At 55.5% G+C, this 16,311-nt stretch carries 14 protein-coding genes; 6 read left to right on the forward strand and 8 right to left on the reverse strand.

What is annotated here, in order from left to right; translation table 11 throughout:
- Positions 1-36: 36 nt before the first annotated feature.
- The 8 genes from P9228_RS21975 to P9228_RS22010 all read right to left on the reverse strand — a co-directional run bounded on the left by P9228_RS21975 (position 37) and on the right by P9228_RS22010 (position 7,817).
- Positions 37-351 (reverse strand): hypothetical protein, encoded by a 315-nt coding sequence (locus P9228_RS21975; RefSeq protein WP_278055558.1) that lies wholly within the window; start codon positions 349-351, stop codon positions 37-39.
- 498 nt (positions 352-849) lie between these two features.
- Positions 850-1,173, reverse strand: a complete 324-nt coding sequence (locus P9228_RS21980) for a hypothetical protein (protein ID WP_278055560.1) — start codon at positions 1,171-1,173, stop codon at positions 850-852.
- A 638-nt stretch (positions 1,174-1,811) separates the two neighbouring features.
- A complete protein-coding gene (locus P9228_RS21985; RefSeq protein WP_278055562.1) occupies positions 1,812-2,564 on the reverse strand; it encodes a nuclear transport factor 2 family protein in 753 nt (250 codons plus the stop codon).
- Positions 2,565-2,758: 194 nt separating this feature from the next.
- Positions 2,759-3,184: an Rrf2 family transcriptional regulator gene (locus P9228_RS21990; RefSeq protein ID WP_278055564.1), complete on the reverse strand. Its 426-nt coding sequence runs from the start codon at positions 3,182-3,184 to the stop codon at positions 2,759-2,761.
- Positions 3,185-3,268: 84 nt separating this feature from the next.
- Complete coding sequence (locus tag P9228_RS21995) at positions 3,269-3,445, reverse strand: hypothetical protein (RefSeq protein WP_278055566.1); 177 nt, start codon at positions 3,443-3,445, stop codon at positions 3,269-3,271.
- Between the two features lie 529 nt (positions 3,446-3,974).
- Positions 3,975-5,498, reverse strand: a complete 1,524-nt coding sequence (locus P9228_RS22000; protein WP_278055567.1) for a malonyl-CoA synthase — start codon at positions 5,496-5,498, stop codon at positions 3,975-3,977.
- 54 nt (positions 5,499-5,552) lie between these two features.
- Positions 5,553-6,893 (reverse strand): malonyl-CoA decarboxylase, encoded by a 1,341-nt coding sequence (locus tag P9228_RS22005; protein ID WP_278055568.1) that lies wholly within the window; start codon positions 6,891-6,893, stop codon positions 5,553-5,555.
- A gap of 246 nt (positions 6,894-7,139) precedes the next feature.
- Positions 7,140-7,817, reverse strand: coding sequence for a GntR family transcriptional regulator (locus P9228_RS22010; protein WP_278055570.1), 678 nt, complete (start codon positions 7,815-7,817; stop codon positions 7,140-7,142).
- Between the two features lie 310 nt (positions 7,818-8,127).
- On the opposite strand from P9228_RS22010, the gene P9228_RS22015 reads away from it, so the two are divergent.
- The 6 genes from P9228_RS22015 (at position 8,128) to P9228_RS22040 (ending at position 16,218) form a co-directional block, all read left to right on the forward strand.
- Complete coding sequence (locus P9228_RS22015) at positions 8,128-9,648, forward strand: ABC transporter substrate-binding protein (RefSeq protein WP_278055572.1); 1,521 nt, start codon at positions 8,128-8,130, stop codon at positions 9,646-9,648.
- A 61-nt stretch (positions 9,649-9,709) separates the two neighbouring features.
- On the forward strand, positions 9,710-10,627 hold the full coding sequence (locus P9228_RS22020) for an ABC transporter permease (RefSeq protein WP_278055573.1): 918 nt from the start codon (positions 9,710-9,712) through the stop codon (positions 10,625-10,627).
- Positions 10,624-11,508, forward strand: coding sequence for an ABC transporter permease (locus P9228_RS22025; protein WP_278055574.1), 885 nt, complete (start codon positions 10,624-10,626; stop codon positions 11,506-11,508). The genes P9228_RS22020 and P9228_RS22025 overlap by 4 nt, the downstream gene beginning before the upstream one ends.
- On the forward strand, positions 11,508-13,172 hold the full coding sequence (locus P9228_RS22030) for an ABC transporter ATP-binding protein (RefSeq protein ID WP_278055575.1): 1,665 nt from the start codon (positions 11,508-11,510) through the stop codon (positions 13,170-13,172). The genes P9228_RS22025 and P9228_RS22030 overlap by 1 nt, the downstream gene beginning before the upstream one ends.
- Before the next feature lie 50 nt (positions 13,173-13,222).
- Complete coding sequence (locus P9228_RS22035) at positions 13,223-14,620, forward strand: M20 family metallopeptidase (protein WP_278055576.1); 1,398 nt, start codon at positions 13,223-13,225, stop codon at positions 14,618-14,620.
- Positions 14,617-16,218, forward strand: coding sequence for a gamma-glutamyltransferase family protein (locus tag P9228_RS22040; protein ID WP_278055577.1), 1,602 nt, complete (start codon positions 14,617-14,619; stop codon positions 16,216-16,218). The genes P9228_RS22035 and P9228_RS22040 overlap by 4 nt, the downstream gene beginning before the upstream one ends.
- The last annotated feature ends 93 nt before the right edge of the window (positions 16,219-16,311 follow it).

Here is a 16,311-nt window from a genome sequence, read left to right on the forward strand (position 1 = left end):
CCGTCCTAGAGAGCGAAGCCAATTGCAGGCTACACATCAAGCCGACTTCGAACCCGACTCAGGGCTTCGGGTTGGCAAGCAAGCCAAAAGCTCAGCTTGCATTTCACGAGAGATGCTGAGGCCTTCCTGAGCAGTCTTGCCGCGTGCGCGATAGCGACGTGAAGACGGCAAACGGACACCTGGATTGTCGCGGGCGAGACCCTCAAGCCAGTTGTCCGCGTCTTTGACGTTGGTTTTGTCAGCTGAGAACCAGTCAGCGTCTATCGCAATCATCAGATATCCGCCAAGAAGCGGACCACCATCCCTTTTGTCGATCTCCAAAGAGGCTTTGCTGGTGAGGTCTCCGATCATCGGCCCGCGAGGAGTTCGATCATCATTCCGATCGACGCGCGCTTGTGTCCGCCGAACGGAAGAATCGCTCCTGCCAGAGCTCGCCATCGACTCCCTTACGCGGGTATCGATTCGATCTCGTAGGCCGGAGCTGGAGCCCTTCGCGAAGACGGCCGCGGGAGTCGCCTGCGCCAGCCCAGTCGACAATAGCAGACCGAAAATGTTGACGTAGCAGCCGCGACGCGGTTCCACCGGATGGTAGAAGGAGGCAGCAAGCGCGCAGCTCACTCCATCGTTTATCCCCCGCCTGCGTCGATTGATCGGACAAACAGAACCGGCGTGATCGCAACCGAGCCTGGAGCCCGAGTGCCCAGCAAGAGACAAGTATCCCCAACTTGGGCGACGAGTTGAAAAGCTGATCCCGTATCACCAACAAATGTTCAATCAGTCCGCAACAGTTTGGTGGTTTCGATGTATCCCCTGATGTCTTGCTCCGTCATTGGAAGTGTCAGGCCGATTTTACCACGATGAAACAGGAAAATAACCACGAGAGGCCATCTCTAAGACATAAATCATCATCTTTTCATCATCAATTTTGCGCAAATAGTCACTGTGGGTGCGATTCGTCTTTCCTGCGTGCTTGGTAAATGCATAGCCGAGAACCGAGAAATCCCCGAACATGATGAACGGGTGGCCCTTCGCCGCAGCCCAACCGTTCAGTTCCCCCTTCACCTTTTGTGCCATGAGGTTGAACAACTCATAGCCACCACGATCCACGACATCCATCGTCGCCAGACCAGCGGCACAAGCGAGTGGATGGCCGTGGTGCGTTCCCGACATCATGACCTGGTTGTCCTTCGAGAACTTGGAAAACGCGCCGCTGACCGCCGACGACTCCGATCGGCACCGCCCCCGATTATCTTACCGAATATGGTCAGGTCGGGGTCGATGCCGTAATTGCTTTGCAGGCCCCGAAGGTCGCGCGCAAGGTGATGATCTCATCAAAGATCAGCAACATCCCGAGTTCGCTTGTGAGATCGAGCAATTGACGGACGAATTCGTGCTCGAGGTAAACGATCCCCCCGCACACGATTGGAGCTCGAGGATGATGCAGGCGATATCTCCCGCCTGACGTCTCAGAATGCTTTCGCACGATTGGAAGTCGTTCTGTACTAGCGTCACGATGGCGGCAACGGCTGCGCCTCTCTCGTGCGGCGGCCATGCTCGCGGACGGCCTCTCCGTTCAAACGGTCTCACACAAACTGGGCTACAGCACGACCTCCGCACCTCCGCGTTCATCGCAATATTTGCAAGGTGCGGTAGGTACGACGGTACGACACCGAACGTTTTCCGAGGTCGTTTGCGGAGCAGGACGAAGGCTTGCGGTGATCCGAACGGACCGCTGCCCAGGCAATGGGCAGATGGTTGGGCCAGTAACCAACAACAGGCGTCGAGCAGGCGGAGGCGCCGCCCCCCACCTGTCAGAACTTGCCGTTCTGGTTTTTCCATTCAGCCTTCGCGGGGATCGGTTCGATCGTGTCGGCGATCTTGCCGTTCTGAACCCGGAACAGGTCATAAAACGATGTCGGCTTACCAGCGAATTTGCCTTCGCTCACAGTGAGGACAAAATCGCCCTTGCCCAGCACCTTGTGGACCGTGTCGTACTTCATGGTTATGCCCGCTTCGGCCATCGCCTTTAGGGCAGCACCCAGCCCCGAGAGGCCGTCGCCGATCTGTGGGTTATACTGCGTGTAGTTGTCTCCGTGGAAATAGCCAGAAAGCTTCTCCATGCGGCCGTTAACGAGAATGTCGTCAACGAAAGCCGCAACCAAAGTCCTGTTCGTTTCCGTCCTGTCGAGGTCCTTCGCCTCGGTCGGTCCATCGACCATCGTGTGGCCACTTGGATTGGGACCTGCGGTATCCTGAAGATTATCCCAGTGTTCGACAATCTTGCCGTGTTCGAAGCGAAAGATGTCAAAACCGACCTTCGGCCCAAAGAAATCGTAGTCGGTGTGGGCGAAAACGAACTCGCCGTCCTGGAATACTCGCACGGTATTCACCTTGGCCGACCCCTTGGGAAGAGCGGCAAGGAGTTCTGCAAAACCCTTCAAGCCGTCTGCCGCAGCCAGATTATGCTGGATGTACTTCTCGGGATTGATCACGCCGACCGGTTCGGTCGCGCCGGTTTCGATAGCCTTGAGGAGGTCGACGACCTGTATTTCTTGTGTGGTCATTTTTGTCTCCGTTGCATGACGTGCGATAGGGTTCAGCCCACCTGTGAGGGGAAGGATTGCCACCGTCGCAAGCACGAGGTGGCGTGCGAATCGAGCTGCCATAATATTTAACCATTTCTGTCGCAGACAAATGTGTATCTATATCTATTACATATCTACGCAAAGGGGTGCCGCGCGAAAAATCAGATTTTCCCTCAAGCGGCTGAGTTGATGGTGGAAATATCGCTCGCAAGGTCAGCTAAGGTCGTGCGCGCCAGCTCGCGCTCCATCGCCTGTTCCATATCGGCGATATGACCTTGCAGAACCTTGTTGATGTGCCGGCCGACCGGACATTGAGGGTTCGGTTCCTGATGAAGCGGGAAAATAACGACGTCTTCGTCGATTGCCTTGTGCACGTCGAGCAGCGTGATCGAGGAACCGGCTCGGGCCAGCAATGCGCCGCCGCCACTTCCCATCTGAGAGGTCGTCAATCCAGCCTTGGCCAGTTGCGAAAGGAGGCGGCGGATCAGCGTCGGATTGGTGTTGACACTCAACGCGATCAGCTCCGACGAAGCGGGCGAACCTTCTTGTGACTGGAGAAAGGTCAGGATGTGCGTGGCAACTGCAAAGCGGGTATTCAATGGCGACCTCAATATGTGCTTTATACAGGCACACATTGGACATACGCAAGTCAGCACGCAGCCGTGCGGATAAACGCCTGCCTATCAAATATCCGCAACGCTGACCTCAGCGTCGCCACTTAGGAGATCCGGGCGTTGGGCCCGCAATATCTCGATCGAGGGAAAGGTGCTGTCGAGCTGAAGCTGGAAAACGCGCGCGACGCCGTCCTCGTCGTGCCGCTTTATCATCTCGTACATTTCACAGTGCTCTTCGGAGACCATCGAAAAATGTCCTTATAACGGGAACGCTTGACGTCTCACGCGATCGGGTTGGCCAGCCGCACTGTGAATCGCCAGCCAAGCATCTGGAAACCCGGTTCTTTCGGAAAGTATCGCGAAAATACCTGTTCACAGCGCACCCATCCTCGATATCGGTATGGACGTACCGGTGGGCGCCTGCAGCAACAAACATCAGAACTGATAACGACACACTTCAGCTGACCGAGTGGTCAAACGGGTGGGGAACGGGTTCGTCAAAATGCCAACTAAAAAACTGACCTTAGACCGTGGCGAGGCACTGGCCTATATTAGCGCCAGCCTAAATGAACTTTACCAGATAGCTGCCTCTCATCGATTGCATCTGGTCGGATACCTCCTAGGCATGGCCTACATCGAATCCTACGATATGGTCAGGAAGGAACGCGCCCATTGTCGAAACAAAGTTGCGGATCCCGGAACGACTTCCGCGCCGAATTGAGCGCTGCGATAGCTGTCATTGTGAGCACCGCGCTTATAAGAGGACACCAATAATCTACACTGCGGCAGTATCTAGGTACAGATCTTTGAACTTGTCGCGAAGAACATTTTTTTGGACTTTCCCCATTGCGTTTCTCGGCAGTTCGTCAATGAAGACGATACGTTTGGGAATTTTGAACTTAGCAAGTCGATTTTGAACCGCCGCCAGGACATCGTCCTCCGCGATATTCGCCCCTAGGCCGCGAACAACGACCGCCGTTACGCCTTCCCCAAAATCTGGATGAGGCACCGCAATAACGGCGCTTTCAACCACGCCGGGGAGTGTATCAATCTCCTTTTCAACTTCTTTGGGATAGACGTTAAAGCCCCCTGTTATGACGAGATCCTTATCGCGCCCCAAGATGTGAAGGTACCCACGTTGGTCAATCTTACCAAGATCGCCAGTGATGAAGTATCCGTCCGGTCGCATTTCCGCTGCCGTCTTCTCGGGCAAACGCCAATATCCCGCGAAGACATTCGGACCTTTAACCTCGATCATGCCGATTTCATCGTTGCCAACCGAGGCGCCGTTGCCAGGATTGGTGATCCTGATCGACACTCCTGGAAGAGGAGGTCCGACTGTTCCGGCCACACGTAGGCCATCGTAGGGGTTGGACGTATTCATGTTGGTTTCTGTCATCCCATAGCGCTCGAGAATGGCGTGGCCAGTGCGGCGCTGCCACTCGACGTGGGTTTCCGCAAGTAGAGGCGCCGAACCCGAAACAAAGAGCCGCATGCCAGACACGACACTATCGAGGCGGGGGCTCTGCAGGAGCCGCACGTAGAATGTCGGCACCCCCATTAGAACCGTTGCCTCCTTCATCAAGTCGATGATGAGATCCGGGTCGAATTTCCTGAGAAACCGAATTGCCGCGCCGGAGAGAAGCGAGACGTTAATCGCCACGAATAGGCCGTGCGTATGGTAGATCGGGAGCGCGTGAATGAGGACGTCCTGCTCCGTAAAGGCCCATGCATCGACAAGCGTTAGCGCGTTGGATAGCAAATTCCCATGCGTGAGCATCGCACCTTTCGATCGTCCGGTCGTGCCCGAGGTATAAAGTATGGCCGCCAGGTCGTCCGCCTCCCGAATAACCGTCGGGAACGCGTAGGACGCCACACTCGAGGCTTCAAACAAGCTCCCCCGTCCATCTGCAGCAAGCGTCTCTATTTGTGCGCCTACCCGCCCAACAATCTGCGCTAGCGATCGTTCGTGCGAAGGGTCGCAGATGAAGAGAGCCGGTTCAGCGTCCAGAACGAAGTACTTTACCTCATAATATGTGTAGGCAGTGTTCAAGGGCAGGAAAACAGCACCGGCACGGAGCGTCGCCAGATAAAGACAAACCGCCATGACAGACTTTTCGACCTGCACCATTACCCGGTCGCCTGGGCGGACCCCTCGCTCAACGAGAACGTTTGCTATCTGCCCCGAAAGTCTTACCAGGTCCTCATAGGTGTAGACGCGTCCTTTGGTATCATCGATCGCAACACTCTCGGCATTGCAAATATGACCCTGGAAATAAGAGAAGAGATTTCCGTTCATTTCAACTCCAACAGGCGTCGTATGCGGCTCATTCAGCCGGTAGTGATGAGATGGTTATTTCAAAGGTTCGAGAAGCTTGCGAATGTGCGGTGCAGCGACGATCTCGCCTCTCTCCGCGAAGGCCTCGTGGTTCGCCTCGATATCGGCGAGATGGTAGACGTAGTTGACCATCACGCCGTGGGATTGCACGAGACCCTTTTCGGAGCGGTCGCCGAGAATATTTATGCTTTCGAGCCGTGCTCCATTGCTCAAATGAAACTGAGCCACAGGGTCGATCGTTCGCCCATTCGAATCTCGTGAATCCAAGTAATAGCGAGCGGCCATCCGCATTATGTGAGGCCCGATGTTCTCCACCACCTGCTTGTCGTCGGACCAGGTGGGGTTCTCTAGTGCATCCAGCGGGCCGCACTGATTACTACCGCTGGCCGCCTGAGTTGCCAGCCATTTGGAGAAACGGGGAGCGGGCGACAATGTCGCGAAATGCTTGAGGTTAGGCAATTCCGCTTTGAGGTCTTGCACGACCTGCTTGATCAGGAAATTTCCGAACGAGACGCCCCTCAATCCCGTCTGGGTGTTCGAAATCGAATAGAATACGGCGGTTGTCGCATCTCTTTCCAGCACGAACTCCCGCTCAATCTGCAGTAGGGGCTGAATGTGCCGCGGCATCTCCATTGTCAACGCCACTTCTACGAAGATGAGCGGTTCGTCGACTAACTGTGGATGAAAAAATGCATAACAACGTCGGTCTGGCGGTTGCACTCGGTTCCTCAGGTCATTCCAATCTGCGATTTCGTGGACCGCCTCGTACTGAATAATCTTTTCGAGTATGTTGGCCGGTGTTTCCCAGTCGATCCGCTTCAGGACCAAAAAACCCCGGTTGAACCACGATGCGAAGAGATGCGAAAAATCCGCGTCTACCCATTTGAGTTCAGGATGTTTCTGCAAATTCTTAAGAAGATCCTCTCTCATCGCAATGAGTGACTTGGTGCCCCCTCCCGCGAGATTGATCCGCCTAAACAACTGCTGCCGTCGAGGTTCCGAAGCCGCATGGAGTGCGTATAGATGATCCGGCGACGGATCGCTCTCGATCAGGTCGAGCGCCGTTCTCAGATTCTCGATGTGGGGGCCAAAATCGTTCGCCAATCCAAGGAGAAACTCCAGGCGCTTCTGGGGCGAAGACCACTTATAGGCCGCCAGCAATTCCTCCGCGAGAGCGATGCCGGATGCCTCGCCACGACGCGAAAGCAATTCCTCCGCGATCCTTATCAGTTCCACCGAGGGGATAGGAGCTTTGGCGTGACTAGCCCGCCTCAACAACCGCCGGCTTCCGTTCGTAACGTTTTCGATAAGAGCTGCAAGGAATGACGGTGACGTACTCGGCATGTCTGCCAACATAGCGATCTCTCAAATGATAAAATGCAATATCATGTCAATCGTACACAATGTCAAACGCTTTGCATTATATCTGTGAAAGCTGAGAAGCCGCGCGTTTAAAGGCTTGATGTGCTCGATGTGCGGTGGCCGCTGCTAGGCCGTGCCGTGCAGCCATTCGATTCGCGGAAAGCCGCGAGCAGGAGTCCTTTCGCAGGAACGCCCCCGAAAATCCTAAACGGCCGCTGATGGTGATTTCAGAACAACCCGCTAATTTAGCGAGGCCGCTTCCGCCATGAAAGCAACGAGATCCTGGAACCTTTCACCTTGTATGACGACATGCGCTCTGAGCGCCGTTTCGGCTTTCGAGCTTTCGCCAGCAAAAATCGCTTCGACGATTACCTGGTGCTCAGCGAGAGAGCTGCGCATTCTATTGACCGCGCGTAGTTGAAGGCGCCGATAAGGCCTTAGCCTTCTCTGCAACATTTGGCATTGCTCGATCAGAAATCCATTGTGGCTAGCCGCATAAATCGCTTGATGAAATTCCTCGTTTTCGTAGTAGTAGGCGTCAGTATCGCCGCTAGACGCAGCGCGAACGCATTGATCCATTGCTCGTTGAAGGGTCTCCCGGTCCTCCATTCGGAGACGCATAGCGGCGAGTCGGCCCGCCATCCCTTCCAACTCGCCCATAACCTCAAACATTTGGATCAAACGATCGATCCGGACGGCTGAAACAAATGCTCCCTTATTGGGTCGCAGCTCCACCTGGCTGTCTGAAGCCAACTGAGCGAGCGCCTCGCGAACTGGAGTACGAGAAACGCCAAATCGCTTAGAAAGAGACTGCTCATCAATACGCTGACCGGGCGCAAGCACGCCAGTCAGGATATCGTTCTCGATAGCATCGCGTAGCCTCCCCGCAGTGCTCTTGGCGACTTTTTCCTCTGTCATCTGACCTCGCACGACCCATCTGATTCTCGACGCGCATATCCAGGATGCGGCCTTTCTCAGACACTTCAAATTCCTGACCACGCCAACGCACGGGGGCATCCGCCCATTTTTACCCCCCGACGGCGATCCAATACAATTATTCAGAAGCGATATGCAATCGGATTGACCTTGTGCACAATTTGTGACAGTCATACATTATGACAATCAGCAAAACAGACGCACCGGCATTGTCTCCGAAATTTTGGGATAATGACGCGGCAAAAAAACGGGCGCGTCCGAACGCAAAAAATGCTCTGGAGGAACGAAAGCCATGAGAGAGAAATGGGTTGGTTTGATGCTGGCTGCTGGTACGCTGAGTACCGCTGCTTACGTTCCGGCATACGCGGGGAAGGATGACGGCGTCGCGCACATTGTGTTAAATGGCGAAGTCGGAACATTGAACTATTATTTCGACAGCTCTCGCGAGGGGCTGATCACTGGTCTTCAAATATATGACGGCCTTGTGTATCGAGACCCAGCAAGTGGCGAGTTCAAGGGCGATCTCGCGGAATCGTGGTCTTGGCCAGACGACAAGACGATTGAATTCAAGCTGCGCAGAGGCATCAAATTCTCCAACGGGGAAGCTTTCGATGCCGACGATGTCGTGTTCACCATCAATTACATCGTCGATCCCGCGAACAAGATTGTCCTGTATGACTGGGTCAAATGGATGAAATCGGCGGAAAAGATCGATGCCTACACCGTACGGATACATCTTGCTCAACCCTATGCAATGGCGATGGCAGCCCTTAGCGGCTTCGTCCCGATGTATCCAAAGGATTACTACGAAAAAGCCGGCGTTTCCGGCATGGCCGCCATGCCAGTTGGCACCGGCCCATACAAGGTAACGTCGGTCACGCCGGGATCAGGGTACACGTTGGAGCGGAATCCGAATTATTTCGACGGCCCAAAGGCAAAGCCTGCCATCGAAAAGATCGAGATCCGGACCATTCGCGACGTAAACACCCAGCTTGCCGAGCTTATGTCCGGTAATCTCGACTTCATGTGGCAATTTCCGTCGGACGTCGCCAAGAATTTGGCCGGCGCCGGAGAATTCAATGTCACAAGCAGGCCAGGCCTTCGCGTTGGCTTTCTGGCTCTTGATGCCGCAGGTAGGACATCGGAACAAAGCCCGCTCAAGGATGTCCGCGTACGCAAGGCAATCAATTACGCAATTGACCGCAAGGGGATCGTGGAAGGTCTTCTTCAGGGCGGCTCTGAAATCATCAACAGCCTTTGCAATCCTGCACAGTTTGGCTGCGATACCCAGGTCCAGAGTTATGAATACAACCCGACCAAGGCGAAAGAGCTCCTAAAGGAGGCAGGCTACCCAGACGGCTTCAAAACCGAGATGGGCGTCTACCGCGATCGTCCGTTAGCCGAGGCAATGGTAAGCAATCTTGCTTCCGTTGGCATCAATGTGGAAACCAGCGTACTTCAGTATTCCGCGCTAACCGCTAAAAGAACCGAAGGAAAAGTTCCGATCTCTTTCCTCACTGACGGCTCAAGCTCTATTGCAGACGTCGCAGCAATTACACCGATCTACTTTGGTCTCAGCAATCAGGACTATGCACAAGATAAGGACGTCGCCGGCGATCTGCAAACCGCCGGAGCCACCGTCGATGAAGCGAAGCGCAAGGCCGCTTACTCCAAGGCATTCAATCGGATCGCAGATCAGGCGTATGTCGTTCCGCTCTGGTCCTACTCAGTGAATTATGCGCTGTCGAAAGATCTGAAGTTCGATCCAACGCCCGACGAACTTGTTCGCTTCTTTGACATGGCATGGAACTAGCCGTTCCAGAAAGTGAGCCGCCTCGCCGGCTCACCCATCTCATGACAAGGAAGGTCGCCACATGACAAGGTTTATAGTCGGCAGACTGACCATGGCGTTCTTTGTCGCGATAACGGTGTCTGCCATCACCTTCCTCATGCTCAATTTCTCAGGGGATCCCGCGATTGCGATCGCCGGCGAGGGTGCGAGTGCAGACAACATCGCGCAAATCAGAGTTCAGTACGGTTTCGACCGCCCGGTGGTCGTTCAATATTTCGATTGGCTCGGCCGCGCGATGACAGGCGATCTCGGCTACAGCTATTATTTCAAGCTGCCTGTCAGCCAGCTCTTGGCCCAACATCTTGGGGTCACGATGCTACTGGGGTTGCTGAGCATCACATTCGCGCTCATCCTATCGCTTCCGCTCGGAATCGTTGCCGCGGTCAAGCCGAATTCCTTCTTCGATCGGCTGTCTCTTTTCCTCGCTGTGGTAGGGCAGGCAATCCCCAGTTTCTGGTTCGGTCTTATTCTGATCGTAGTTTTCGCCATCAAACTGCGTTGGCTTCCCGCATCCGGCGCCTCATCGTGGAAAAGCTTCGTGATGCCGACCGTCGTGCTGGGCTACTATGCAACACCAGCGTTGATGCGGCTGACGCGCGCCGGCATGCTGGAGGTGCTGACCTCGGACTACATACGCACGGCGAGGGCCAAGGGTTTGTCGTCGCGAAAAATTCTCTTCAAGCACGCCTTGCGCAACGCCGTGATACCGGTGGTGAGCCTCGCTGCCGTTCAGATGGGTTTTATGCTTGGCGGCTCCATCATCGTCGAGTCGGTGTTCGCACTGCAAGGGGCGGGTCTCCTAGCCTGGCAATCAATCGCTCGTAACGACATACCGACCATGCAGGCGCTCATTCTCGTGTTCTCCATGTTTTACATCGTGTTCACGCTGGTTGCCGACCTACTCAATGCATGGCTGGATCCGAGGCTTCGAAAGGCATGACCATACCAGCCGAGACAGTTGCCGTTCCGTCGCCGCGACGACTGATGGTGGTTCGCGCCTTACACCATCCCGGGTTTCTCTTGTCGGGGGCTATCCTCCTGACGCTGGTCATTCTTGCGATCAGCGCACCCCTGATTGCCCCGCACGATGCATACTTACAGAACCTTGTTATGCGATTACGGCCTCCGGTTTTCCTCGGTGGTTCGTGGGACCATCCGCTTGGCACTGACGCACTCGGTCGAGATTATTTTTCGCGCCTGTTGTACGGTGCCGGCGTCTCGCTGATGATCGGTTTTACGGCTGCCTCGGTATCAACGCTGATCGGCACGACGCTCGGAATTCTTGCCGGCTATTTTGGCGGGCGCGTCGATGCTGTTGTGCGCTTTATCATCAATGTGAGACTCGCACTCCCGGTGGTGCTTGTCTCACTCGCAATCGTATCGCTTTTCGGCGGCTCCCTGTTCGTCATTACAACCGTGCTCGGTCTGCTTTTGTGGGATCGTGCCGCAGTAGTTATCCGCAGCGCGACGATGCAGGTCAGAAATCACGAATATATCGCTGCTGCCGAGGTCCTCGGCGCCCCCCTGCCCCGCATCTTGATCAAGGACATCCTTCCCAATATCGCCAACGCCCTGATCGTCATCTGCACCATCGAAATGGCTCATGCGATAATCCTGGAGTCAGCATTGTCGTTCTTGGGGCTGGGGGTGCAGCCGCCAACGCCGTCTTGGGGCCTCATGATCTCGGAGGGCAAGGAAATGCTGCTTTTCAACAGTTGGCTCATCGCTATTCCGGGTGCAGCGCTCTTCGTCCTTGTGCTTGCCATCAACATGTTCGGCGATGGTATTCGCGACCTCACGACGCCTGAGGGCAGAAACTAATGGACGAGCAGACTTCACCTGTTCTGTCGATCCGCAATTTGAGTATCGCATTGCCGCGAGGAGGGGATCGTTTCTACGCGGTCGAGTCATTCAGCCTCGACGTTCGTCCCCGGGAAATTGTCTGCATTGTGGGTGAGAGTGGTTCTGGAAAGTCCATGACGAGCTTCGCGACGATGGGCCTTCTACCAAAGGCGCTCGCGCCGACGTCTGGCAAAATTCTTCTCGGCGAGGTCGACCTTCTGACCTTAAAAGAGCGCGAGCTAGCCAAGCTACGTGGTAACCGGATTGCCATGATCTTCCAGGAGCCGATGACCGCCCTCAATCCCTGCTTTAGTGTGGGCGATCAGGTTTCTGAGGTGTTCCAGCAGCACACCCAACTCGCAAGCGCCGAAAGAAGGGCACGCACGCTCGCCTTGTTTGCGGAGGTGAAACTTCCCGACCCGGAGCGGATATATGGTAGGTACCCCCATCAGCTTTCCGGGGGGCAGCGGCAGCGCATTGTCATAGCGATGGCACTGGCCCTTGATCCGACAGTCCTGATCGCCGACGAACCTACCACGGCTTTGGACGTTACGACCCAGGCGCAAATCCTCCACCTCTTCAAGGACCTTAAGAGCCGTCATGGCGCTGGTATCGTATTTGTGACGCACGACTTTGATGTGGTCGCGGAAATCGCCGACAGGGTTGTGGTCATGCAACACGGCAAGATTGTCGAGCAAGGTGCGGCCGATGAAGTCCTGAACCGACCGACACATGCCTATACACGGCAGCTCATTTCCGCCGTCCCGCGTCGAACAAAAGAAGGCGCTTCGTTTGAGAACAACCTTCCCGTCGCGATGAGGGTGACCGGGATCGTGAAAAGCTTCCACACCGCAGCCACCCTTTTCGGGAAGTCGTCTTCCATAGCGGCCGTCCGCGATGTCGGTTTCGAGGTCAAGAAAGGCGAAACGCTTGGCATCGTCGGAGAAAGCGGCTCCGGCAAATCGACACTTGTACGTTGCCTGATGCGGCTAACCGATCCTGATACCGGCGAGGTGATCGTTGACGGCGCAAACCTTATGGCGCTTTCGAAGAAAGGACTGCGCAGCCGCCGCAAAGATATTCAGATCGTTTTCCAGGACCCGTATGGCTCGCTTAATCCACGCCGTACGATATGCGACCAGCTCATTGAAGGACCGACCAATTTCGGGGTCTCGAAAAAGACTGCGATCGAACGTGCGCGGGAATTGCTTCGGATTGTGCGTCTCAGTCAGGACGCGCTCACCCGCTATCCTCCACAATTCTCCGGTGGACAGCGACAGCGCATCTCTATCGCAAGAGCGTTGATGGTGGAGCCGAAGATCCTGATCGCGGACGAAGCCGTTTCCGCTCTCGACGTTTCGGTTCAGCGCGACGTGCTCAATCTCCTTCAGGAGATCAAACAGAAAATGGGACTCACGATGATTTTCATCACTCATGATCTGCGGGTAGCTGCGCAGGTCTCTGACCAGCTTATCGTCATGAACAAGGGAGAGGTTGTCGAGCGGGGAAAGGTGGAAACGGTGCTCGGAAAACCTCAACATCCTTACACGAAGGAGCTTTTGGCAGCCATGCCGGGGCAAGGTTGGGAGGTTCCGAAGTTCGACGAACAAACAACGCTCGAGATTGGCTTCGCTGCACCTTGACGGCCATGATTGCCCCATGACGACCAGATAGAATTTCGCAGGATCCCAATATGACCTATTCGTTCGATCAAGGAGGCCGCGATCAGGCGATCGCTAAAAGTGACTATTATTTCCTCAATAGATTCAATGACGATCTTGCCAGTCTTGTTGCCGTTAGAAGCGAAAGCCAAGATCCTGCCTTCGCGGGAGAGTTGCGTCGCTACCTTGTTGAAATGATCGTCCCACTGGTTGATCAATGCGGTTTCACCACGTCGATGGAAGCGACGGCGGACGGCTCTCCCATTTTGCTAGCGAGCCGGATCGAAAACCCCGAGTTCGGTACGATCCTGATCTACGGTCACGGCGATGTCTGCGCACCCGACACGCGGTCCTGGCGAGAGGGTCTCGATCCCTATCTCCTAACGGTCGAGGGGGACCGCATCTACGGTAGAGGCTCCGCCGACAACAAGGCACAGCATCTGATCAATCTGAAGGCCCTATTTGCTGTCTTACAGCAAAAAGGAAGTCTCGGCTTCAACGTCAAGTTGGTGATGGAGACCTCGGAGGAGATAGGGTCTCCTGGACTGCGAGAATTCTTCACGGCTAATGCAGACCGACTTTCGGCGGACGTCCTGATCGCTTCTGATGGTCCTCGCCTCCGCAGCAATGTTCCGACCATGTTCTTGGGATCACGCGCAGCCTTCAATTTCGATTTGCGGGTTAACCTGCGCGAGCGCGCCTACCATTCGGGAAACTTTGGAGGATTGCTCGCCGACCCTGCAATTATCCTGGCCCATGCAATTTCCAGCATCGCGGATGCGCGCGGGCAGATTAGAATTTCGGAATGGCGGCCGAAGAGCTTGACCGACGACTTCCGCGCATCGATCGCCTCGCTGCCACTCCCAGAAGGCGGCCCTGATGTTGACCATAGCTGGGGCGAGCAAGGCCTTACACCGATTGAAAGGGCGTTTGGATGGAACAGCTTTGCTGTGCTGAGCATGCTTTCGGGCAGCCCCGCTTCGCCACAGAATGCCATTGCCGGAAGCGCGGTCGCCACCTGCCAACTTCGATACGTGGTAGGAACCGACCCCGCCGAAATCCTGCCGGCACTACGGCGCCACCTGGACGACAATGGCTACGAGGCGGTCCAAGTCGTTGGGCGGCGCGAAGACGCGGTTCCCGCCACTCGTTTCCCATTAAACCATCCTTGGGTGGAATTTGTCGCCGATTCAATTGCCGCATCCAGTGGAATGAGGCCAGACATTCTACCAAATCTTGCGGGGTCGCTCCCCAATGATGCCTTTACCGAGATACTCAACCTGCCGACGATTTGGATTCCGCATAGTTATGCCGGCTGCTGCCAGCATGCCCCGAACGAACATGTCCTTGGAACACTCGTGCGCGATGCGTTGCGAAACATGACCGGTCTTTTTTGGGATATTGGCGAGCGTCGAGGGAAAGTACGGTGAATTCAGTCCGCACCTGGCGGCCCCTTATCATGGGGAACGCCGCCGTGGCCACAAACCATCCTGCCGCAACCCAAGTCGGACTGGATGTTCTGAAGTCCGGAGGAAACGCGGTTGATGCGGCCTTCGCGGTAGCTCTGAGCCTTGGCGTTGCCGAACCCTTCATGTCAGGCATCGGTGGCGATGGCTTCTATCATGTCCACGACGGGCAGGGATATGTCTACGAAGGGGTGGGATGTGCTCCGCTAGCAGCTCGAGCCGATGCTTATCCGCGGGGTTTGCCGGAAAATGGCCCCATGTCGATTTCCGCGCCGGGAAGCGTTGCAGCGCTTTTCGCCATGCACACAAATCACGGCCGTAAGTCTGTCAAGGAGCTTGCCGCGCCAGCCGTCCAACTCGCGCGGCGCGGTGTGCCCGTTGGCCACACCTACCGAAGATCAGCAAGCACAGACGCATGGCGTTTCGAAACGGCAGGCTCTGCCTCGTCGCGGTATCTGCTGAACGGGGGAGTGCCGGACATTGGCATGCGGATTATGAACCCGCGCCTGGCGGAAACCTTGGAAGCGCTTGCGGAAGAAGGCCTTGAGAGTTTCTATCGCGGACGCTTGGCGAGGGCTATTGCCCAGGACCTGCATGCCTTGGGTTCGCTAGTGACACGGGACGATCTGGCCGCCGTAGAATCCTGCACACGTGAGTCGATCAAAGGTCGCTACCGTGGGTATGAAATCCTACAGACGCCATCCGTTTCGACAGGCTTTGCCCTGTTGCAACAATTGGCGATGCTCGACCTTTGTGATGTGTCGGTAGCGCGCGATGATCCAGCCACGCTTATCCATCTGATGGTGGAGATTAAAAAGTTGGCATTCCTGGACCGGGAAAGGTACGCTGGCGACCCCCGCTACATAGATTTCGATCCCGGTCATTTGCTGGACCAGAACCGGCTTGGTGACCTTGTATCTCAGATCGACCTGCATGTGGCGACCGATCGGCCGATCGCGGAGCCAGAGAAACCAGCCGAAACGACTTACTTCTGCATTGCCGATCGAGAGGGGCAGGTGGTGTCGGCTATTCAAAGCCTCAACGCGACATTTGGATCGGGCGTCATGCTTCCTCAGACGGGTATCTTGATGAACAATCGGATGTGCTGCTGGCACTTGGCTAGCGGGCACCCCAATGCACTCGTCCCAGGCAAAAAGGTTCGCCACACAATGAATGCTCCTATCCTTCTGAAGGATGGCCAGGTGAGAGGAGTGCTCGGCACACCGGGTGCCGACAACCAAGTTCAGGTGAATTTCCAAGCCATAGTTGGGCTTATTGATCTCGGCTTGGATCCTCAGACAGTGGCCGAGGCGCCGCGGTGGTCAAGTGATCAGTGTGGGCAAGGCGCAAACTGGCCCCATGCTGGCCAGAACACCCTGACAGTTGAAAATCAGATGCCTGAAGGGGTCAAGGACGATCTAAAAAGCCGCGGCCATACCTTAAAAACAGTCGGCACACTTGAAGGTCCTTGTAGTCTGGAGATCATCAAGATCCAGGACAACGGATTGAAAATCGCTGGAAGTGATCCGCGACGCGATGGCTGGGCTGCGGCTTTTGATTGATTTGCGCGGATCGCGTTACGGCTGTTTCGTTTTTGCCCCTTGAAGTCCCAGCACAAAGTGTCGATGTCACTCGACGGCACCGGGACCTCTGTG

Source organism: Mesorhizobium sp. WSM4898, from assembly GCF_029625845.1.
Lineage (GTDB): Bacteria > Pseudomonadota > Alphaproteobacteria > Rhizobiales > Rhizobiaceae > Mesorhizobium.